Genomic DNA, 21,199 nt, shown 5'->3' on the forward strand with positions numbered 1-21,199 from the left:
GCTGAAAACTGTTGTCTGGCACGTTTCACTCATCTCTTATCGACCTTGCTCAGCGGATCAGGTAAAAAATGAAGCCGAAGGTTTTGTATGTTGAAGATAATAAGGCCAACCTGGATTTGGTCAAGGCGATCTTCCGCCGTCGCCCGGAGCTGGAGCTTATTTCGGCGACCGACGCCACCGTGGGAATCGAAATGGCTCAAGACCAGCTTCCAAGCCTGATTCTGATGGACATTAATTTACCGGGCATGAACGGCATGGACGCGTTCCAGCGCCTGCGGGAAATTCAGGAAACGCAGGACATCCCCGTCATTGCGCTCAGCGCCAATGCCATGCGTTCGGACATTCAGGCCTGCCTGGACATGGGCTTCGCCGCCTATATCACCAAGCCCATCCAAATCAAAGAGTTTCTTGATAAATTGGACTCCATCCTCAAGCCATAAAGTCTGGCATTGGTTTTTCCAAATGTGAACAAATCGCTTTGTGGAAAACTGAAAATATGCTAGAGTGACCGCCTTTCCAACTTAAATTTTCTTTTTTGCCCCAAACTCTGGCGAATGAACCCACAGGACAATCCCGATCATCGCATTGTCATTACTGGCATTGGACTCACCGCGCCCAATGGCAATAATCTGACTGAGTTCCGCAGAAGTCTGCTGAACGGCGTTTCTGGCGTACAGAAGTTTGAGACGCGCTATATTGGCGAAACCCTCGCGGGCGTTTGCCATTTTGACGAGTTGAAGTATCAAAAGAAGAAGGAAGTTCGGCGTGGGACGCGCGCCGGTTCGGTCGCGATCTATTGTTCGCGCGAGGCGGTGAATGATTCGGGCCTGGACTGGGAAGCTGTGGACCGGTCGCGGGTGGGGGTGTATCTCGGCGTGACCGAGCATGGCAACGTAGAGACCGAAAACGAAGTTTATAATCTCAGTCAGTTCAATCACGACGTCAAATTCTGGTCGCATCACCATAACCCGCGTACGGTGGCAAACAATCCGGCGGGTGAGGTGACTTTGAACATGGGCATCACCGGGCCGCATTACACCATCGGCGCGGCTTGCGCGGCGGGCAACATGGGCATCATTCAGGGCGTTCAGATGTTGCGCCTGCGCGAAGTGGATATGGCGCTGGCGGGCGGCGTCTCGGAAAGCATTCATACCTTCGGGATTTTTGCCAGCTTCAAGAGCGAAGGCGCCCTGGCTTCGCATGAGGACCCGACCAAGGCCTGTCGTCCGTTCGATACAAAGCGCAACGGCATCGTCTGTTCGGAGGGCGGTTGCATCCATGTGTTGGAGCGTTTGTCGGACGCGAAGAAACGCGGCGCGAAGATTTATGGAGAAATCGCGGGCTACGCCATCAATTCAGACGCGACGGATTTCATCCTGCCCGAACCTGCAAGGCAGGCGCAATGCATTCGCCAGGCTTTGAAGCAGGGAGGATTGAAGCCGGAGGACATCAATATATTGAACGCGCACGCCACCGCCACGCATCTGGGAGACATTCAGGAAGCGACGGCCTTGCGCGAGGTTTTTGGCGATCTGGACACGGTTTCTATCAATAACACAAAAAGTTTCATCGGGCATACGATGGGAGCGGCGGGGGCTTTGGAATTGACCGGCAACATTCCGTCCTTCGACGACGGCTATGTGCATCCGACGATCAATCTCGACGAGATGGATCCGAAATGCCATCTCAAACAGGTGGTCGCCAACACGCCAAAGAAAATAGAAACGCCCGAATACATTATGAATAATTCGTTTGGAATGTTTGGCATCAATTCGGTTTTGATAGTCAAGAGATACCAAGATTAAAGTTGAAATTGGTTGTTGTTTCACCTAAAATCAAAAGAATCATCCAATTTGGAGGGGACTTGATGACAAAGGAAGAAGTAAGACAGGCGATTATGGATATTCTTTCCGAAATCGCTCCAGATGAGGACATCAATTCGATCAATGATGACGGAAAATTGCGGGACCAGATTGATCTGGATTCCATGGATTTTCTGGATATCGTGATGGAATTAAGAAAACGTTTTAATATTGAAGTGCCGGAAAAGGATTATGAGTTTCTGGCGACAATGTCAAGTTGTGTGAACTACCTTCAACCTTTGCTGGGCAAACGTCAACTCGCCAGCTAAGGTTCGCGCCCGCCTCTTAGAAGAACCCCTGAATAGAGAAAACGTGAACCGCCTTGGAGGCTTCCTCCTTGGCGGCATTGTTTTTTTATAGCGGGTTTTACCCGCTCAACGGGTTTCCCTGATCCATGAAATACGATTCGATAATCATTGGAGCCGGTTTGTCTGGCCTTGCGGCGGGCATCCGCATGGCGCTTTTCGACAAAAAAGTGGTGATTGTCGAAAAGCACACCGTGCCCGGCGGCCTCAATTCCTTTTACGCGCGCAAACACCGCACTTTTGACGTGGGCCTCCACGCCATGACCAATTATTCCCCACCCGGCGACCGCCGCTCTCCTTTAGGAAAATTACTCAAACAACTACGCTTTCGACACGAGGAGTTCCGTCTGCGTCAGCAGGAGATGTCGGAGATCCGTTTTCCCGGCAAGTCCTTGCGCTTCAGCAATGACTTCGAATTTTTCAAACAGGAGATCGCCGAGCAATTCCCGGAGCAGATGGATGGCTTCCAGAAATTATTGCAGATCATACAATCCTACGACGAAGTTTCCCTCAATTCCGACGACGGCCCTTCCGCCAAAGAAGTGATGGGGCGTTTCCTGAGCGATCCCTTGTTGATAGACATGTTGTTCTGTCCGTTGGCTTATTACGGGAGCGCGCGCGAACATGATATGGATTTTTACCAGTTCGTCATCATGTTCAAGAGCATCTTCATGGAAGGTTTCTCCAAGCCCGAAGGCGGAATGCATTATATTTTGCAATTGATGGTGGACAAGTACCAGCGCCTCGGCGGCGAGATGATAATGGGCGACGGCGTGAAATCCATCCCGGTACGCAACGGCGTTGCGGGGACGGTCGAACTTGAAAGCGGTCGCGAGTTGCAGGCGGACGCGATCCTGTCCTCCGCCGGTTATATCGAAACCCTCAAACTGTGCGCCCCGGAGCTGGATATCGCGCAACAAACGACTCCCGGACAGATGACCTTCATGGAATCCATCTTTGTTCTGGACCGTAACCCGAAGAGCCTGGGCTATGATCGGAGCATCGTGTTTTACAATCTGACCGAACGATTTCGTTACCAGACTCCCGATCAGGCGATTGACGTGGACAGCGGTGTTCTTTGTTGCCCTAATCATTTTCAGTATGAAACGCCTTTGTCAGAAGGTATCCTACGTCTCACCAATCAGGCCAACTACGATTACTGGAACGGCTTGATTCGAAAGGACTATATCGCCGCAAAAAAAGAATGTAGAGCGAAGGCATTGGAGCGATTGGCAAAATTTTTCCCAGAATTTAGCGAAACTGTGGTATTTTTGGACACATTTACGCCCAAAACGATCCATAAATACACGGGTCACCTCAACGGAGCGGTGTACGGCGCCCCTGAAAAGTTGAAAAACGGCGAGACGCCGATTCAAAATCTATTTATTTGTGGCACAGACCAGGGGTTTTTGGGTATCATTGGAGCAACATTAAGCGGTATTTCAATGGCCAATCTGCATCTGTTGAAACCTTGATACGGATTGGCATTTTACTGAATAGTTTCATTCTCAAACCAGCGAGATACTATGTCCCGAGACTGGCTTAAAGGAGCAAAAACCAAATACGACACCGTCATCATCGGCAGTGGTCTGGGCGGTATGACGGCGGCGAATGTTTTGGCTAAACTGGGCCATAATGTTCTACTGGCGGAGCATCATTACAATCTGGGCGGAATGGCGACCTGGTTCAAGCGTAAAGGCGGCCATGTGCTGGATATCTCTTTGCACGGCTTCCCCATTGGCATGATAAAGACCTTCCGCAAATACTGGACCCATGATATGGCGGGTAAGGTCATCCAGCTCAAGAACATACGTTTCGACAATCCGCAGTTTGAGGTGAACACCACCTTCGACCGCGTCGATTTCACCCGCCTGCTTTGCGACCGTTTCGGGATCATGCGAGACACCATCGAAGAGTTCTTCGTGACCGTCCGCAATATGAATTTTTATGATGAAATCGTCATGTCCACGCGCGACCTGTTCGAGAAGTTTTTTCCGGGTCGAAAAGACGTCTGGCGTTTTCTCATGGAACCGATCACTTACGCCAACGGTTCGACGCTGGACGACCCGGCTCTGACTTACGGCATCGTGTTTTCGAACTTCATGAGCAAGGGCGTCTACACCTTTCAGGGCGGCACCGACGATCTCATCAAACAGATGAAGAAGGAAATGCTGAGCAACGGCGTGGACATTCGCACCCATTGCATGGTCGAAAAAGTGTATGTGGAAAATAAAACGGTGCGCGGCGTTCGTATCAACGGCCAGGACATTGCCTGCGACACGGTGCTTTCAAATTCCAATATCATGACGACCGTACAAAAGCTTGTGGGAGAAGAGCATTTCGAGCCGGAATTTGTGAAGAAAACCCGCGAGGTTCGCTTGAACACTTCCAGTTGCCAGGTGTATATCGGCGTCAAAAAAGGCGAAAAAGTCGATTACGACGGCGATCTGCTTTTCTCATCCGTCGCCGACCAATACGATACCGGGAAAATTCTCGATAAAGACGTGACGAGCCGGACCTTTTCTTTTTACCACCCCTTCATACGACCGGGGCAAAATCGCTATTCCATCGTTTCCTCCACCAACGCGCGTTACGAAGACTGGGCGAACCTCAGTGAAGCGGACTACGAACGCGATAAGACATCGTTGATCGAGACGACGCTGGACGCTCTGGAAAAATACGTGCCCAATATCAGAAAAATTTCCGATCATCTGGAAGCCTCGACTCCGGCGACATTCAAGCGATACACATTGCACCCTCAGGGAACTTCCTTCGGAACCAAGTTTGAAGGTTTGCAGATCAGCCGCGAATTGCCCGATCAAATCGCAGGTCTGTTCCATACCGGTTCCGTGGGCATCATCATGTCCGGCTGGCTGGGCGCCGCGAATTACGGCGTCATCGTGTCCAACGAAGTGGACAAATTTCTACGCAATTTGAAAACGCATCCGCCGCTCGTCGCCGCATCCGTCTGATTTCAACGACACTCATGCCGGAAAGCCATCTTAGATTCGATTTTGAAGGTCAAACCGCGATCGTCACCGGGGGAACCCGGGGCATCGGTCGCGCCGTCGCCGAAGCCTTTCTGAATGCAGGCGGTCGAGTCGTCGCCGTTTACCGATCCAATACGGAAGAGGCCGACGCGTTCAGCAAAGCCAACCGTCGCTTTGGCGATAATCTTCAGATCCGGCAATGCGACGTTTCCAGTTCCGAAGAAACCGAAGCCTTCTACAAGTCCCTTGAAAATGACGACATCGTTTTCCAGACGCTGGTGCACTGCGCCGGAATTCGCGCCGATTCCATCGTCGGCCTGATGAAGGAAGAAGACTGGCGCAATGTTCTCGATGCCAACCTCACCGGCACCTTTTATATGTGCAAGGGAGCGGTTCAGCGCCTGACGCGAAAACGTTATGGACGCCTGATCCTCATCACCTCGCCGGTCGGTCGCATCGGTTTCGCCGGGCAGTCCAATTACGCCGCGACCAAGGCCGGACAGGTTGCGTTCATGCAGTCCCTTTGCAAAGAAGTGGCGGGACGCAAGATCACCGTCAACTGCGTTTCTCCGGGATTCATCGACACCGATTTCATCGCTGATCTGCCGGACGAACAGAAAAAAGCCTATCTGGAAATGGTTCCCCTGAAACGTTTTGGCGATGCGAAAGAAGTGGCGTCCTGCGTTCTGTTTCTGGCGTCGGGAGACGCGTCCTATATCACCGGCTCCGTTCTGGAAGTGACCGGCGGCATTTAAGGTCGACTGCCCGCTCATGGATTCCATACACGATCTCATCCCGCACCGCCCGCCCTTTTTATTCGTTGACGAAATTCTTTCTGTGGATGAGAACCGCATTCATGCGACGCGCCTGATTTCCGAAGAGGAAGATTTTTTCAAGGGACATTTCCCCGGCAAGCCCATCATGCCCGGCGTTTTGATTTGCGAAGCGATTTTTCAGACCGGCGCCTTGTTGATGAGTCGCCGCTCGGACGCGCCCAAAGATCATGTTCCCGTCATCACCCGCATCAATAACGTAAAATTAAAACGCGCCGTACGGCCGGGGGATCGACTTGAAATGCAGGCGGAAGTGACCGAGCAAAGCGGCGCGGCCTGGTATATGAAAGGCAAGGCGAGCGTTGCGGGACAAACGATCCTGACCCTTGATTTTGCGGCGATGCTGGTGGAAGATGCGCAATGAATAGCGAATGGAACCGGAACACGGAGCGCTGATGGATTTTCTCGAATTGCAGGGTAAAAATTTTCTCGTCGCTGGCGTCGCCAATAAAAAAAGCGTCGCTTACTTCATTGCCAAAACTCTGGAGCAGGCGGGCGCTCGCGTTTTCTATAGCGTGCGTTCGGAGGCCAGAAAAGAATCGCTGAAACGCCTGCTCGGAGACGCCCCGGTTTTTGTCTGCGATTTCGAGAAGGAGGGCGAAGTCGAACGCCTGCGCGCGCAAGTGGGAGAACAAGTCTCTGTTCTGCACGGCATTGTGCATTCCATCGCCTTTGCGAATTACTCGGAAGGCATGAAACCCTTCCACGAAACGATCAAAAAAGATTTTCTGCAATCCATCGACATCACCTGCTATTCGCTGATCGCGCTGGCCAACGCCTTTCGCGATCTGCTCGATGAAAATGCTTCCGTGGTCGCTGTGTCCATTTCCACCACGCGCATGGCGGCGGAGAACTACGGTTTCATGGCTCCGGCGAAAGCCGCTTTGGACTCTTCGATCTGTTTTCTTGCGAAATCCTTCAGCGCCTTTTCCCAGGTGCGTTTCAATTCCGTCAACGCGGGATTGTTGAAGACCTCTGCATCGGCGGGAATTCCGGGTTATATCGACTCCTACCTGTACGCGGAAAAAGCCACCTTACGCAAAAAGGCGCTGACGACTCAGGAAGTCGCCAACGCCGCAGTGTTTTTGCTCAGCGAACGCTCCAGCGGAATCAACGCGCAAGGCCTGACGCTGGACGCCGGGATGTCGATCAATTATTTTGACCAGGACATCGTGCGTAAATCCACGCGCCCGGAATAAAACAGACCGTCCTTATTTTTCGTCGTCGTGCCAGGTCTCCTGGAAAATCGCAAAGGCGCGATGCGTCAGGTGACACTTCTTGCAACCTTCGTTGCCGATCACGCCAACATTGCTCCAGAATTTACCCGCATTCGGCGTTTTTTCCATCAACTCAGCCGACATTGCTTCCAGAGCTTTCTCGACAGGCTTGCCGACAAAGAATTGTTTCACCGCCTGAGTGGTGTGGCATTTGGAACAGGTCGAGCGCAATTCCAGAAAACGTTTTTTGAAATCGCCCAGAGCCTTTGCCGAACGGTCGTACTGACCTTCGCCAAAATTTACCGTGACTCCCTTGAAAGTATTGGAAAGGCTTTTCATGTATTTTCCGTAAGCGATTTCCTTCTCGTCAACCGGATCCATGATTTTGATTTTCTCGACGGAAGGCCAGTGGTATTTGGTCCACACAGCCACCTGATTCTCCGCATGACATTTGCCGCAGGTTTTTCCCAGTGGGCCGGAGGCTTCGCCAATTTTTTTGCCGTCTTTGGTGTGAACCGCGGCGGCAAAATCTTTAGCCGCTTTCAAATCGAAATAGTCCTCCCATTCGGGAACCATTTTAGAAGCCTTCTCATAAGTCGTCGCCAACTCGTCCGCGTGTTTGATCGCGTTGTCCCAATCATTCTCGCGCATATTAATAAACACGCCGCCAAAATGACCGCTCATCTGATGCATGATGCCGGTCCAGTCAGCCGTTTTGGAATGCGGCGGATAGTGTTTGTCCAGTGATTTTGGAGGTTCCTTCAGGACGACGTCCTTCGCCATTGCAGAAGACGCTGCGAAGACGCACAGAAAGATGCCGGATAGAAGCAGGGTTGCTGTAGGTCGAACTATCATTTCATTCTCCTTGAAAAATTAACCATTCGAGCCGTCCTCAGGGAACGAGCGACTGAAGACCAACTGATTTTCTTTGCTCCAGGCGGGCTTGTATTCCACCCGAACCGTCGCCGCGCTCGCATTGGATACAAAATAATGATACCTGACTTGTTCTTTGAATGGCAAGGCCGTCTTGAGTTGCGGAGAAACGATTTCTTTAAAGCTATCCAGTGTTTCTCCCTTTGAATCAAAAAAATCAGAGTACACAAACAGGCGCGGGTCTCCGTTATCCGCCGTCGGCAGGTGATGCGGTACGGTCAGGTTCTGCAGAGTCAGAACGACGCCGCGTCCCTTGAATTCTATTTTAATATCAATGTCCTTTTCGGAAAACTCGCCATGCGGGAAGGAATGATCGGCGACCTTGCGCTTTTTATGAAGCAGGTTTAACGGAAGTTTTTGCGTCAAACGCCCGAGGCTGGACGGCATGTGGCAGGACTGACAGCTGTCCTCTTCCCCCGTCTCTTTCCATTCCTTGTAAGTGGTCTCGTGGCAACTTCCGCAGAACAGCGCTTTTCTGTAGTCGGCAACCTGACGGGTCGGGTGCGGTGGCGCCAGTAAATCGTAAGGGCCGCGAATCTCTCCATCTTTGAGATGACAAGGCGCGCAGAAAATCCCTTCATCACGATGGTCGAGTCGGGGTTCCGGTTTCGAGCCGGGGTTGACCACCGCAGGGATGTGGCAGGGCAGGCATTTTTCCTTGCTGCGATCTTCGGAATCCTTGATGTAAAACTCGCTGACCCAGGCTTTCGAGTGACGGCTTTTTTTCCAGGCGTCGAAAATCACCTGATGGCATTCAGAGCAGGTTTCCGATTTTGGGTTGTCCGTAATTTTGGCATCGCGGACGACTTCCAGCAGAGGTTTTGGGATGAGTCCCGGCTGATGGTTGATGATCCAGTAACTCCCGGCAATAGCGCAAATAGAGGCTATGAGTAGCAAAATTGACAGCAGGAGCAAATTCGCTTTTAGAAATTTCACTCACACCTCACATGAAGGGGTTTTAAAAAAATGGTTGAAAATATTGAGCTTCCAAATTATTATTCGGATTATCATATTTACAATTATATAAAATGTTTAAGGGAAGGCTCGATATTTTTTGCGCGGAGTCCGACAGCTTTCGAAAACTTTAGAGGGGGCGCTATGAAAATCTGGGCGAATTTAAGTCTCATATGGAAGCAGGTGGTCATGTACTTGCTGGTAGGAATCATTCCCATCATCATTGTGTGGATGATTAGCATGAATGCCTTTAAGGAAATAGAAAACCTGAACGCATCGAGCCTCAAGCAAATCGCTCAGAATATCTCCGATAAAATCGATCGCAACCTGTTCGAGCGTTATGGCGATGTGCAGGCCTTCGGTCTGAACAGCGTCATTCACGAAAAAAAATACTGGGGGCAAGCGGAAAGCCCCATTGTCGATGCTATGAACCAGTACATCGATACCTACGATATCTACTATTTCACTCTGCTGGTCGATCTGGATGGCAAGGTGATCGCCATCAATTCTAAAAACGAGAATGGAAAAGCAATATCTACTGAAGAATTCTACCTAAGAAATTTCAAAAATGAAAGTTGGTTCCAGAATGTGCTGAATGGCAAATTTTACACGAGCCAGAAAGGCAATGTCGGCGGCCCCTCTGCGTTTTCGGGGACGGTTATTCTGCCACTGCATGTCAATGAAGACGTTAAGAAAGTGTATCCGGGAGACGCAGGGTTGACCTTGGGTTTTGCCGCTCCCGTTAAAGACGCTTCGGGTCAGGTGGTCGCCATATGGCAAAATTATGCCCGCTTTTCTCTGGTCGAAGAAATATTCCTGCAATCCTACGCATCCCTGAAACAAGACGGTTTGGGCGGCGCTGAGATGACATTGCTCAACGAAGCCGGAGACGTGATCATTGATCTGGACCCGACTTACGGACGTGGAACGGAGGACCGGATTCTCCATGATTTTGACGTCTTATTTAAATTGAACCTCGTTCGGCAAGGCGTTTCTTCTGCGATTGAAGCGACGCAAAACCAGGCGGTGGGTTTTGGTTATGCAATGCACGCGCGCAAGAATACCGTACAGGCCTCAGGCTATGCCCATTTTCAGGGCGCATTGGGCTTTCCGGGCATGAATTGGTCCACGCTGGTGCGCATTCCCGATGAAGAGATCAACGCCCCCATCATCGCTATTGAAAATTTCATGCTCGTGATTTTTATCGTGATCGCGATCGCCGTCAGTATCTTCGGTTATGTGGTGGCGCGTGGGCTGGCAACTCCGATTGAGGGTCTGGCGACTTCGCTGGAGAATTTTTCAAAAGGTCAGCTGAGCGTCTTGTCGAAACTGGAAATTCGTTCCGGGGATGAGATCGGGCGCCTTGGAGAGGCGTTTAACAATTTACTGGATAGCGTCAAGGTGTTTTTTCAGGAGTCCACGCATTTGCTGGACGGTGAAATCAAGGAAGGCGAATCTTTTGGCCTGCATGGTGAATTTGAAGAAAACCTGCAAGGCATGAAAAAATCAGCGCAGGACAAGCAAGAATCAGAACTGGAAGCAGCGCGCGTGCTTTCCATTGTGGAAAATATGCCGATCAACGTGTTGTACGCGGACAACGACAATATCATGCGCTATATGAACCCGGCGTCGTTCAAAAGGTTCAAGGAACTGGAGACGCTTTTGCCTTGTAAGGTGGATGAGATGATCGGGCAGTCGATTGACATCTATCATAAAAACCCGTCGCACCAGGCCCGGTTGATTGAGGATGCGCGCAACCTGCCTTTCAGATCGCAAATTCAATTGGGGCCTGAAATCCTCGACCTGGAGGCCAGCGCTATTCTGGATCAGAAGAAAAATCGCATGGGCACCATGGTGGCATGGACCGTGATTACGGATCAGGTGAAACGGGAGAAAGAGGTCGCGGAGCTAACAGAGCGCGACCGGCAACAATCGGAAGAGTTGAAGAATAAAGTAGATTCCATGCTCGCCGTGGTTTCCGCCGCGGCGCATGGGGATCTGACACAGGAAATCACCATCACCGGAAGCGATGCGATCGGGCAGATGGGAGATGAACTTGCCAGATTCTTTGCCAACCTGCGGCGCAGTATCGGCTCTATAGGCGATAACGCAGAAAAACTGTCGCTGTCTTCAATGGAATTGACGGGAGTCAGCCAGCAGATGGCGAGCAATGCGTCGCAAACTTCGAGTCAGGCGGGACTGGTTTCTTCATCGTCCGAAGAAGTGAGCCAGAACGTCGACACGGTAGCGGCGGGGACCGAAGAAATGAATGCCAGTATCAGTGAAATTGCCAAGAACTCTCAGGAAGCGGCCAAAATCTCTTCGACCGCCGTGGAGGTCGCGACGCGAACCAATCAGGCCGTGACTCAATTGGGAATCAGCTCGGCGGAAATTGGCGAAGTCATCAAAGTCATCACTTCAATCGCGGAACAGACCAACCTCCTCGCGCTGAACGCGACGATTGAGGCGGCGCGCGCCGGTGAAGCGGGCAAAGGATTCGCCGTCGTCGCGAACGAGGTCAAGGAGCTGGCCAAGGAGACCAGCCGCGCTACGGAGGACATCAGTCAGAAAATCGAAGCGATCCAGAACGACACCACCAAATCGGTGCAAGCGATCGAGGAGATCAGCAACGTGATCAATCGCATCAGCGATATCTCCACCACCATCGCCGGGGCGATTGAAGAGCAGTCCGCCACCACTTCTGAAATGGGTCGCAATATTTCCGAAGCGGCGCGACGGGCGCAAGACATCACCCGCAATATCCTTGAGGTGGCGAAGGCGGCGGACGACACCACCCAGGGCGCACAGAACACTCAGGCTTCGGCGGGGTCGCTGTCTGAAATGGCCAGCGAGTTGAAACGTCTGGTGGGAACTTTTAAATACTGAGGGCGTTCTACAGCGCGTCGATTTACAAATAGCCCGTTTCTTGCGGAAGCGTCAAAGCAGGCCCCCCCGGCGCTTAATCCGCAGGGAACGGGTTTTCAGTCCATCGAAATCATAACGCCGGGTCGGCTAACCGATCCGGCGTTTTCATTTCTGATTGAACCTTATCGAAATACGGCCACAGCCATCATGCCTGCGGCGTAAATCACGCAGAACACGCAAGCCATAAAGCGCGGGCTGGAAAGTTTTTTAAACATGAGAAAATTCTCCCGGCAAGGGTTTGCCTTCGATGCGACGCTTCGACGAGACGCCGTCGTTTGTTCGGGAATATGGATTCCCCGATCTCTCCATTATACCGTAAAACAAGCCTTGTTTTAAATTTCGGTTTTTCACACATCCCCCATGTCTCTGGACGCATGTATTCCCTTCAAAGGGTCGCCAGAATTTCGCCGATTCAAATCATTATAAATAAATGATTTTTATGGTTAATGGCAATTATTTGACGTTATCTGGAAAATTTTTCCGGCCTTTTGACGGCTTTTTGCTAAGCCGATTTTGTCCAGATACCGATAACTCTAGTGATAGCCCGTTTTAGGGGATCGCTATGCCTTATTGAGGTGAATGGCATAGTCCTTGCTTTTATTTTCTTTGGATAGAAGCGCTCAGTCGCGTGAAATCAATGAAATATGCGCTCTGAAAGGCCCGAATTTGCTTGAAAATCGCCATGAAAGAAAAACGCGCGGTTTATCAAAGTATTTATTAAATAAAGAGTTATGGGAGTTTACTTCCCCGATTCTTTGCCGTTAAACTAATGAGATCGAGTCAAACGCTGAAAAGGCTACTAACATTCAAGCCGGATTTATCTGGGGTTTTGAGAAACCTCACGATACTGTTCGCAGTCGCCGGGATAGTGATGCCAGAATTCGCACAAGCACAAATCAGCCAGCAGGGAAGAAGCCAGACGCGCCAACAGGCCGACCCTGGACGCTTTGAGCAACGATTCGAAGCCCCCTCGAAGCCCCGCTCGACGGTTGTTCCGGTGCAACCGGACAATCTCAAACCGGCAGAGCCTGAAGAACTCAAAAAAATCCGTTTCTTTTTAAATAAAATCATCATCTCCGGCGCCACGGTCTACTCGGAAAAACAATTCGCTTATTTATCCCGAAATTTTTTACGCCGGGAGGTTTCTCTCGCCCACGTCTACCGCATGGCCGCGGCGATCACCGCAAGGTACCGTAACGATGGATACATCCTGTCGAAGGCGGTGGTGCCTCCGCAGGAGATTGTCGACGGGGTCATCCGCCTGCGCATCATCGAAGGCTATATTGACGAAATCAACGTCAAGGGCGACGTGCAAGGCCCCAAAAAATTAATCAACGCCTTTCGCAAAAAATTACTGTCGTCGCGTCCCCTGCATTCCAGCGATCTGGAACGCTACCTGTTATTGGCGGACGATTTGCCGGGTGTCACGGTCAAATCCGTCATCACCCCGTCGCGCGACCGACCGGGCGCTTCGCGTCTGGATCTGATCCTCGAGAATAAATCTTACGACGCCCAGGTCTCGCTCGATAACCGCGGCACCGACTTCAACGGCCCCGTGCAATTTTCGATGGGGCTGACGGCGAACTCGCCGCTGAAAATGTACGACCGCATCGGCCTGCAAAGCGTCATCACCTCGCAGACGGATGAATTGAAATTCATCAGCGGCTTTTACGATACCCCTCTCAACGGAGAGGGAACGCGGTTTCAGATTTCCGGTTCCTACGCCAACTCGCAACCGGGCGACACTCTCGAATTGTTTGAAGTGGACGGCACGAGTACGAGTCTGGGCTTTCGCGTCACGCATCCCTTCATTCGTTCGCGCGGAGAAAACCTGACGGCCTTCGCCGGACTCAACGTGAAAAGTTCCGAAACCGACATACTGGAAACAGCGGACTCAGAAGATCGTCTGCGCGTTTTTGAACTGGGAGCCAGTTACGATTACGCGGATTCGTTTCGCGGCGTCAATCTGTTCTCGATCAGCCTGAGCAAAGGATTGAATATTTTCAACGCCACCGAGTCGGGCTTTGAACGCCTCACGCGCGAAGCGGGTCGAAGCGATTTCACCAAACTCTCGGGACAGATGATGCGCCTGCAGGAGATCGCGCCGTCGTGGATGCTTCAAGGTTCTTTCGCCTGGCAATACGCTTTCAACCCGCTCCTCGCATCGGAAGAGTTCGGATTCGGCGGCTCGCGTTTCGGTCGCGCCTACGATTCCTCGGAAATCACCGGCGACACAGGTCTCGCCTTCAAAGTGGAATTTCAAAAAGCCATTGGCGTGAACAAACCCTGGTTGCAAGACTTGCAGGCCTACACTTTCTTCGATTACGGAACCGTTTGGACGCGCGCCCGCACCGTCAACGGCGAGAAGCGGCAGGACCGTTATTCCGCAGGTATCGGAACGCGCTTCAATCTGAACTCCTATATTTCAGGTTATGTTGAAATGAATAAACCCCTGGATGAAGTCGTCAGTTCCACAGGCGACGACGATCCCAGATTCTTCTTTGGTTTGACGGCGAGGTATTGATCATGAATTTGATGAGGCAGGGCGAACAGATTTTGCGCAGTAATCCGGCATTGGCAGGCTTGCCAACGCCGCCGCTTGCGCCGAAAGCGCCGAAGCGTCGCGCGACTTCTTCCACGGGGCGACGCGGTCAGGTGTTCCAGCGGCTCCGACGCATTCGCGGTCTGCACGAATTTGTTTCGTTTCTTGTATTGTCCCTGAGTCTGTTCCCTTCCGTCTCCTTCGCTCTGCCCACCGACCCGCAGGTGCAGGCTGGTTCCGCATCGGTCAATCAGGACACCGCGACTCAAATGACGGTGAGCCAGAGTTCGCAGAAGGCCATCATCGACTGGGGTTCCTTCAACATCGGAACCTCGGAGCATGTGGACTTCCAGTTATCGCACGGCGCCAACGGGGTGACGCTGAACCGCGTCATCGGCGACGATCCATCATCCATTCTCGGCAAGCTGACTTCGAACGGCATGTTCATGCTCATCAACCGAAACGGCATCATGTTCGGCAAGGACGCGCAGATCGACGTTCACAGTCTGGTGGCGACCACCAACGACATCAACAATTCAGATTTTTTGAGCGGCAATTATAATTTCAGCATCGCCCCCGACATCGCGGCGACGGTGGTCAACCGGGGAACCTTGTCGGTTGCCCAGGGCGGACTCGCCGCGCTGGTGGCTCCGGGCGTCATTAACGAAGGCGTCATCAACGCGCGACTCGGTCGCGTATCGCTTGCAGGCGCGAATACCTTCACCCTCGATCTCTACGGCGATCAACTGGTCAACCTTGGCATCGGCAGTGAAGTCGCGCAATCGGTCTTCGGCGTGGACGGCGCAAAGCTCGACTCGCTGGTGAAAAACTCCGGCAGTATTCTGGCGGAAGGCGGCATCGTGCGCATGGACGTGGCGGCGGCGCAGGGCATTGTCGATAACGTTATTAATATGAGCGGCATCGTTCAGGCGCAGTCGGCGACGCAACAAAACGGCAAGATCATTTTATCCGGCGGCGACAACGGCATCGTCAGCGTGAGCGGCACGCTCGACGCATCAGGACGCGACAGCGGCGAGACCGGCGGCGACGTGCATATTCTCGGCCAATACGTGGCCTTGATGAGCGGAACCCTGGTCGATGTCTCCGGCGATCTGGGCGGCGGAACGATTCTGGCGGGCGGCGATTATCAGGGACAGGGCACGGTTCCCAACGCCATCGACACCTATGTGGACGCCAACGCGCAATTCTTCGCCGACGCCCTCACCAACGGCGACGGCGGTCGGGCGATTTTCTGGGCGGATCGACGCAATTATTTCTTCGGGCGCGTCAGCGCGCGCGGCGGCTTGCTGGGCGGCGACGGCGGCTTCGTCGAAGTCTCGGGTAAAGAAGAACTCTATTTCGACGGTTCGGTCGATCTGATGGCGGACAACGGCAAGACCGGAACCCTGCTCCTCGATCCGGCGTCAATCATCATCGCCGACGGTTCGGCGTCTTCAGGAACCAGCGGCACGGTCACCTTTGGCGTGAGCGGTAACTCCTTCAGCATCACCGGCTTCACGTCCGGCAGTCAGACCACTATTTTTGAAACGACTCTCGAAGCGATCTCGGCGACGACCAACATCATCCTGACCGCAGACAACACCATCACCATCAACGACCTGAGCGACAACACGCTGAGTCTGGCGCAGACTTCAGGCAATTCCGTTTCGTTCATAACAACGACCGGAAATATCTCATTCGCCGATACCAGTGACACTCTGCAGACACAGGGCGGAAGCATCGAGCTGACGGCGGGGGACGGCACGCTGACGCTGGGAGGATTGACCTCCAACAACGGCTCGATCATTCTGAAGAGCAAGGATATTGATGTGCAGGGTTCGATCAACAGCGGCACGGCGACGACGACCATCCTCGCGCATATATCCGGTAGCAACGCGACCATCGGACTCGGCGACGCTTCCGGCAATACCATGACGATCAGCGGAACCGAGCTGGGACGAATCAGCGCCGGCAATCTGGTGATTGGCGATTCGCTTGCAGGCAACATCACAGTTGACAACGTGACCGCGGCGAACAGCAATAATATAACGGGAACCGTTACCCTCAATGCAAACGCGGATAACTCCAGCGTGACCTTCTCGGGAACCGCATCAACCTTCAACGCGCTGACAGTGAACGCCGACGACGGCATCGCGGTCAACGTAGCTCTGACGACGGATACCGGCGCGCTGACGCTTGACGGCGACTCGGACAACGCCGCCGATTCCAGCGATAACATTTCCATCGCCAGCGGTTTGACCATCACCTCTGCAGGCTCCATCACTCTGGACGCAACGACAGGCGGCATCGCCCCGGCGGGCGCGGTGACTGTGAACGCGGCCAACGGCGTGACTGTGAACGACAATTTCACCTCCGGCGGAACGGTCACGATAGACGCGGATACAGACAATAGCGGAACGGGAACCTTCACGCTGGCGTCGAGTAAAACATTATCCTCTGCGAACAACGCTCTCAGCATCACCGCCGACGACATGGCGATCAACGGTTCGATCACCAGCGGTTCGGCGAACCTGTCCCTGCTCGTTTCCGACGGCGGCACGATTGGGCTGGGCAGCTCCTCCGCAGGACTCAACCTGAGCAATACCGAATTACAGAATCTGACCGCCGCAACGCTGATTATTGGCGACTCCACGGCAGGGGCGATCACCGTGGCGAGCGACGTGACCCCCGGCGCCAGCGCAGGCACAGGCGTGACCTTGTTGCATTTGAAATCCGGCGTGGGCGTGACGGCGACGGCGGGCGGCATCATTGAAGACAATCTGGTCATCAGCACCGCAGGCGACGTGACCTTCAGCGACACGTCGACCAACGTCACCAACTTGGCGATGGATTTATCGAATGGTAATATCGCATTCACCGAAGCCGACGGTTTCACGGTGACGACTCTGGACAGCGTGACCGGCATCGATACCGATAGCGGCTCTGTGTCTCTGACCGCGACGACGGGAACCCTGACGGTTGGCAATGCAATTGAAGCAAGTTCGAATATTTCACTCACTGCTGACAAGATGGCGATTGGAGCTTCGGTGACGGCCTCCGGTCAAACGGTGACGCTGGCCTCTTCGACGGCAAGCAACGCGATCGATCTCGGCTCCGGCACAGACGCGGCGGCGAATACGCTGGAACTGTCCAGTTCGGAACTGAATCAGATTACGGCGACCAATCTGGTGGTGGGATCGACCAGCGCGGGCGCGGCGACGATCAGCGCGGATATCACGCCGAGCAACGCAACGAATTTACATATCAAATCCGGTTCAACGGTCACAGGCACGGCGGGCGGCGTGATCGCTACCGGTCTGGCGGTGACGGCGGCGGGTGATGTGACGATCAACGACGCCAATACCAGCATCAGCAATCTGGCGATGGATTTATCGACGGGCAACGTTGTCTTCTCTCAGGCGAACGGCTATTCCGTTACCACAGTGGACAGCGTGACCGGCATCGATACCGACAGCGGAACGGTTGGTCTGACCTCGACGGGCGGAACTCTGACCGTCGCCAACACGGCGGCGAGCAACGATATCGAAGCGAGTTCAAATATTACGCTGACCGCCGACAAAATGGCGATTGGCGGCGCGGTGGCGGCCTCGGGCCAAACCGTGACGCTGGTTTCCAATACCGCAAGCAACGCGATTGATCTGGGTTCTACGACAGACGCGGCGGCGAATACGCTGGAATTGTCCAGCGCGGAACTGGCTCTTATTACCGCAACGAATCTGGTCGTGGGCACGACCAGCGCAGGCGCGGCGACGATCAGCGCCGACGTGACGCCGAGCAACGCCACCAATCTGCATCTTCGCACCGGCTCCACGGTTACGGGGACTGCGGGCGGCGTGATCGCGACAGGACTTGCAATCGAAGCGGGAAGCACGGTTGCGATTTCCGACGCATCAACGGATGTGGATAATCTGGCGATCTCGGCGGCGGGGCAGACGGTCTCTTTCACCGATGCGGACGGCGTGGATATCAATACGGTCAACGGCGTAGCGGGCGTGACGGCGACAACGTTTAATTTGACGACAGGCGGCGCGATCACCGACACAACGGCTTCAACGATTTCCGGGACGACGACGCTGGCGGCGGGTTCCGCCAACGACATCACCCTCGATCTGTCTACGAATAACTTTGGCACGGTTGTGGTTTCCAGCGGCAACAACGTGAGCCTGCGCGATGCCGATGCGATCACCCTGGGTGCGTCGACGATTTCAGGCACGCTGGGCCTGACGGCGGGAACAGATGTGACGATAGCGGGCAATGTGACCACGGCGGGCGCGACCACCATCGACGCGGATTCTGATGACAATGGAAGCGGCGATCTGACAGTCAACGCTTCGACTACGCTTTCGACCACCAACAATACTTTGTCGATCACCGCTAACGATCTGATCCTCAGCGGCAACATCAACACGGGAAGCGCCGCGACCACGATACTGGTTTCCGACTCCGGGACCATTGGACTCGGCACGACGGGCAACCTGGCGATTTCCAGCGCCGAACTGGCAAACATCACCGCGACGGGCCTGACTCTTGGAAACACTTCAGGCGGGGCGATCACCGTGGGCGACGGCTCCAATACGATTTCTGCGGCAAACAGCGATAACATAGCGGGAACGCTGACTTTGAATTCAGGCGGCACGGTGACCTTCGCCAACAGCACGACCTTCAACGCTCTGGCGGTGAACGCAACCGGCGCGATCACGGTGAACGGCGGCATGACGATTGACACGGGCGCTTTGAGCCTGGCCTCTGCGGCGGGAATCACGATCAATTCCGATTCCAGTTTGACGGGAACCGGAAGCGTGACTTTTGACGCGGACTCCGACAATAACGGATCGGGAGATTTCACTCTGGCGAGCGGGCAGACCTTCACCACCGGCAACAACACGCTTTCGATCACCGCCAACGACATCATTTTGAACAGTTCGAGCGCGATCAACGCGGGAACCGGATCGGCTTCGATTCTGGTCTCCGACGCGGGAACTATCGGGCTGGGAGGTACGGCGGGCGACCTGACGCTGGACGGCGGCGAATTGCAACTCATCACAGCGGGCACATTGACGCTGGGCGATTCGACCAACGGCAACATCACCGTGAACGGTATCAGCTCTGCAAACAGTACAAAGATTGGAACCATGACCTTGGTCGCTGACAAGGCGGGAAGCGCGATCAATTTCGCTACCGCCGCTTCAACTTTTAAAGGTTTGACGATCACCAACGGCACGGGCGGGATTTCTTTCGCGCAGAATGTGACGGCGAACGGCAATCTGTCTGTGACTTCCGGCGCGGCGATCACCGATACCGGAACGTTGACCGCGACGGGAACCGCCAGTTTCACGACCAACGTGGCGGACGCCGCGATCACTCTGGATAATACTTCCAACTCTTTCACCGGCGCGACGACCTTTGCGACGACGGGCAGTTCCGGCAATGTAACCGTAAACACCGACAGCGCCCTCACGCTCGGCGCCTCCACCGTTGGCGGAACCATGATCGTAGACGTGGGCGGCGGTAATTCACTGAATGTGACTGGCGCGGTGACTTCTGGCGGAGCCATGACCTTGTCGGCGGATGACGATGCGATATTCACTGCGGCGGCGGATCTGACCTCCGTCGGTTTGACGGTGACAGCCGATTCAGACGCGACTTCGGATGCGGGCTCTGGCGGGGCAATCACTTTGGTCGATGGAACGGTGTTTGACGCAGGATCGGGAACCATCGCCCTGAGCGCCGATGAAAACATCTCACTTGGCAAGCTGATCACGACCAACGCCACCACTTCGGCGGTGACCTTGACCTCGTCCAGCGGCGGCGTCTTCGACGTCAACACCACGGCTCTGAATATTCAAGCCCCGTCGGGTCGATTGACGGCAAACACGGTCACGGGATTTGGCGCGACCCTGAATCCCATTGAAATCCAGGTGGATTCGGTCAGCATCACCAACAGTTCTTCCGGCAATATCGAAATTTTTGAAAGCGATGATTTGAATATCATCAACGTCACGCAATCTTTTGCAAGCGCGCTCAACAGCGGTGAAGGTAATATCACCATTTCTTATAATGGATCGATCACCGGTCAGGCAAATGCCACGGTCCCATCCGGTTCCTTCGGTCTGGTTTCTTTCAATCAGCGCAAGATTCAGGACGCCAGCCTTCTTCCGTTTGGAACGACGGGCAAGACCGTAGGCGATGTCGCTATTGAAGAGACGGTGCATGCCGCCAACTCTGCCGGCGTTCAGTTTTCTTCGAATTTATCGGGCCTTTCAGGCGGGAGCGGGTCGAAATCGACTTCCAGCAATCTTCCTGGGCTTGGTTTCGATCAAGGCCCCTTCAAGGTCAACGTGTTCTCCGAATCGATGGGTCTGGTGGAAGTTGCGGACGGAGCGGGCGGGGCCTATGAGGATCTGGGCGTGAACACGGTGAACGAAATCTGGGGAAGCCCGGCGCCAACGCAGAAGCGCAGACAACAGCAACGCCGCCCTCTTCAAGAGAACACGGCGGAACAGCGCAACGATTCTGAAATCGGTAATGACGACGGCACAGAAGAAAGAAAAATTTCGCGTCGTCAGCCCAAAGCCGTGGGCGAAGTCAGTCAGCGGGTTCTTCCGGTCCGATAAGAA

The 21,199-nt window shown here is 53.8% G+C and carries 13 protein-coding genes; 11 read left to right on the plus strand and 2 right to left on the minus strand.

The features are described from left to right. The first annotated feature begins 68 nt into the window (after nucleotides 1-68). The 8 genes from G3M78_05015 to G3M78_05050 all read left to right on the plus strand — a co-directional run bounded on the left by G3M78_05015 (nucleotide 69) and on the right by G3M78_05050 (nucleotide 7,189). Nucleotides 69-440, plus strand: a complete 372-nt coding sequence (locus tag G3M78_05015; protein QPJ64782.1) for a response regulator — start codon at nucleotides 69-71, stop codon at nucleotides 438-440. 114 nt (nucleotides 441-554) lie between these two features. Next, nucleotides 555-1,805 carry a beta-ketoacyl-[acyl-carrier-protein] synthase family protein gene (locus tag G3M78_05020; GenBank protein QPJ64783.1) on the plus strand — a complete coding sequence of 417 codons (1,251 nt, stop codon included), beginning with the start codon at nucleotides 555-557 and terminating at the stop codon, nucleotides 1,803-1,805. A gap of 62 nt (nucleotides 1,806-1,867) precedes the next feature. After that, nucleotides 1,868-2,131, plus strand: a complete 264-nt coding sequence (locus G3M78_05025) for an acyl carrier protein (GenBank protein ID QPJ64784.1) — start codon at nucleotides 1,868-1,870, stop codon at nucleotides 2,129-2,131. Nucleotides 2,132-2,256: 125 nt separating this feature from the next. After that, the gene (locus tag G3M78_05030) at nucleotides 2,257-3,642 is read left to right on the plus strand and encodes an NAD(P)/FAD-dependent oxidoreductase (GenBank protein QPJ64785.1); all 1,386 of its coding nucleotides are present in this window, start codon (nucleotides 2,257-2,259) and stop codon (nucleotides 3,640-3,642) included. A 51-nt stretch (nucleotides 3,643-3,693) separates the two neighbouring features. Further along, complete coding sequence (locus G3M78_05035) at nucleotides 3,694-5,139, plus strand: NAD(P)/FAD-dependent oxidoreductase (protein QPJ64786.1); 1,446 nt, start codon at nucleotides 3,694-3,696, stop codon at nucleotides 5,137-5,139. 14 nt (nucleotides 5,140-5,153) lie between these two features. Continuing rightward, on the plus strand, nucleotides 5,154-5,912 hold the full coding sequence (locus G3M78_05040; protein ID QPJ64787.1) for an SDR family oxidoreductase: 759 nt from the start codon (nucleotides 5,154-5,156) through the stop codon (nucleotides 5,910-5,912). Between the two features lie 16 nt (nucleotides 5,913-5,928). Next, complete coding sequence (locus G3M78_05045; GenBank protein ID QPJ64788.1) at nucleotides 5,929-6,354, plus strand: beta-hydroxyacyl-ACP dehydratase; 426 nt, start codon at nucleotides 5,929-5,931, stop codon at nucleotides 6,352-6,354. A 31-nt stretch (nucleotides 6,355-6,385) separates the two neighbouring features. Then, on the plus strand, nucleotides 6,386-7,189 hold the full coding sequence (locus G3M78_05050) for an SDR family oxidoreductase (protein QPJ66769.1): 804 nt from the start codon (nucleotides 6,386-6,388) through the stop codon (nucleotides 7,187-7,189). A gap of 12 nt (nucleotides 7,190-7,201) precedes the next feature. Here the strand turns inward: G3M78_05050 and G3M78_05055 are convergent, their stop codons facing one another. Beyond that, nucleotides 7,202-8,062 (minus strand): cytochrome c, encoded by an 861-nt coding sequence (locus G3M78_05055; protein ID QPJ64789.1) that lies wholly within the window; start codon nucleotides 8,060-8,062, stop codon nucleotides 7,202-7,204. Between the two features lie 18 nt (nucleotides 8,063-8,080). Continuing rightward, the gene (locus G3M78_05060; protein ID QPJ64790.1) at nucleotides 8,081-9,076 is read right to left on the minus strand and encodes a hypothetical protein; all 996 of its coding nucleotides are present in this window, start codon (nucleotides 9,074-9,076) and stop codon (nucleotides 8,081-8,083) included. A 162-nt stretch (nucleotides 9,077-9,238) separates the two neighbouring features. Between G3M78_05060 and G3M78_05065 the strand changes: the two genes are divergently transcribed. The 3 genes from G3M78_05065 (at nucleotide 9,239) to G3M78_05075 (ending at nucleotide 21,196) form a co-directional block, all read left to right on the plus strand. Further along, nucleotides 9,239-11,980 (plus strand): HAMP domain-containing protein, encoded by a 2,742-nt coding sequence (locus G3M78_05065; protein QPJ64791.1) that lies wholly within the window; start codon nucleotides 9,239-9,241, stop codon nucleotides 11,978-11,980. Between the two features lie 910 nt (nucleotides 11,981-12,890). Next, on the plus strand, nucleotides 12,891-14,543 hold the full coding sequence (locus tag G3M78_05070) for a ShlB/FhaC/HecB family hemolysin secretion/activation protein (GenBank protein ID QPJ64792.1): 1,653 nt from the start codon (nucleotides 12,891-12,893) through the stop codon (nucleotides 14,541-14,543). Between the two features lie 2 nt (nucleotides 14,544-14,545). Further along, nucleotides 14,546-21,196, plus strand: coding sequence for a filamentous hemagglutinin N-terminal domain-containing protein (locus G3M78_05075; protein ID QPJ64793.1), 6,651 nt, complete (start codon nucleotides 14,546-14,548; stop codon nucleotides 21,194-21,196). Nucleotides 21,197-21,199 lie beyond the last annotated feature (3 nt).

This window comes from Candidatus Nitrohelix vancouverensis (genome assembly GCA_015698305.1).
GTDB lineage: Bacteria > Nitrospinota > Nitrospinia > Nitrospinales > VA-1 > Nitrohelix > Nitrohelix vancouverensis.

Bases quoted from the DNA above. Each gene is read 5' to 3' on its own strand.
- G3M78_05070 (QPJ64792.1), top strand. From the start codon at position 12,891: ATGCCAGAATTCGCACAAGCACAAATCAGCCAGCAGGGAAGAAGCCAG.
- G3M78_05025 (QPJ64784.1), top strand. From the start codon at position 1,868: ATGACAAAGGAAGAAGTAAGACAGGCGATTATGGATATTCTTTCCGAA.
- G3M78_05015 (QPJ64782.1), top strand. From the start codon at position 69: ATGAAGCCGAAGGTTTTGTATGTTGAAGATAATAAGGCCAACCTGGAT.
- G3M78_05045 (QPJ64788.1), top strand. From the start codon at position 5,929: ATGGATTCCATACACGATCTCATCCCGCACCGCCCGCCCTTTTTATTC.
- G3M78_05055 (QPJ64789.1), bottom strand. From the start codon at position 8,062: ATGATAGTTCGACCTACAGCAACCCTGCTTCTATCCGGCATCTTTCTG.
- G3M78_05065 (QPJ64791.1), top strand. From the start codon at position 9,239: ATGAAAATCTGGGCGAATTTAAGTCTCATATGGAAGCAGGTGGTCATG.
- G3M78_05035 (QPJ64786.1), top strand. From the start codon at position 3,694: ATGTCCCGAGACTGGCTTAAAGGAGCAAAAACCAAATACGACACCGTC.
- G3M78_05040 (QPJ64787.1), top strand. From the start codon at position 5,154: ATGCCGGAAAGCCATCTTAGATTCGATTTTGAAGGTCAAACCGCGATC.
- G3M78_05050 (QPJ66769.1), top strand. From the start codon at position 6,386: ATGGATTTTCTCGAATTGCAGGGTAAAAATTTTCTCGTCGCTGGCGTC.
- G3M78_05030 (QPJ64785.1), top strand. From the start codon at position 2,257: ATGAAATACGATTCGATAATCATTGGAGCCGGTTTGTCTGGCCTTGCG.
- G3M78_05075 (QPJ64793.1), top strand. From the start codon at position 14,546: ATGAATTTGATGAGGCAGGGCGAACAGATTTTGCGCAGTAATCCGGCA.
- G3M78_05020 (QPJ64783.1), top strand. From the start codon at position 555: ATGAACCCACAGGACAATCCCGATCATCGCATTGTCATTACTGGCATT.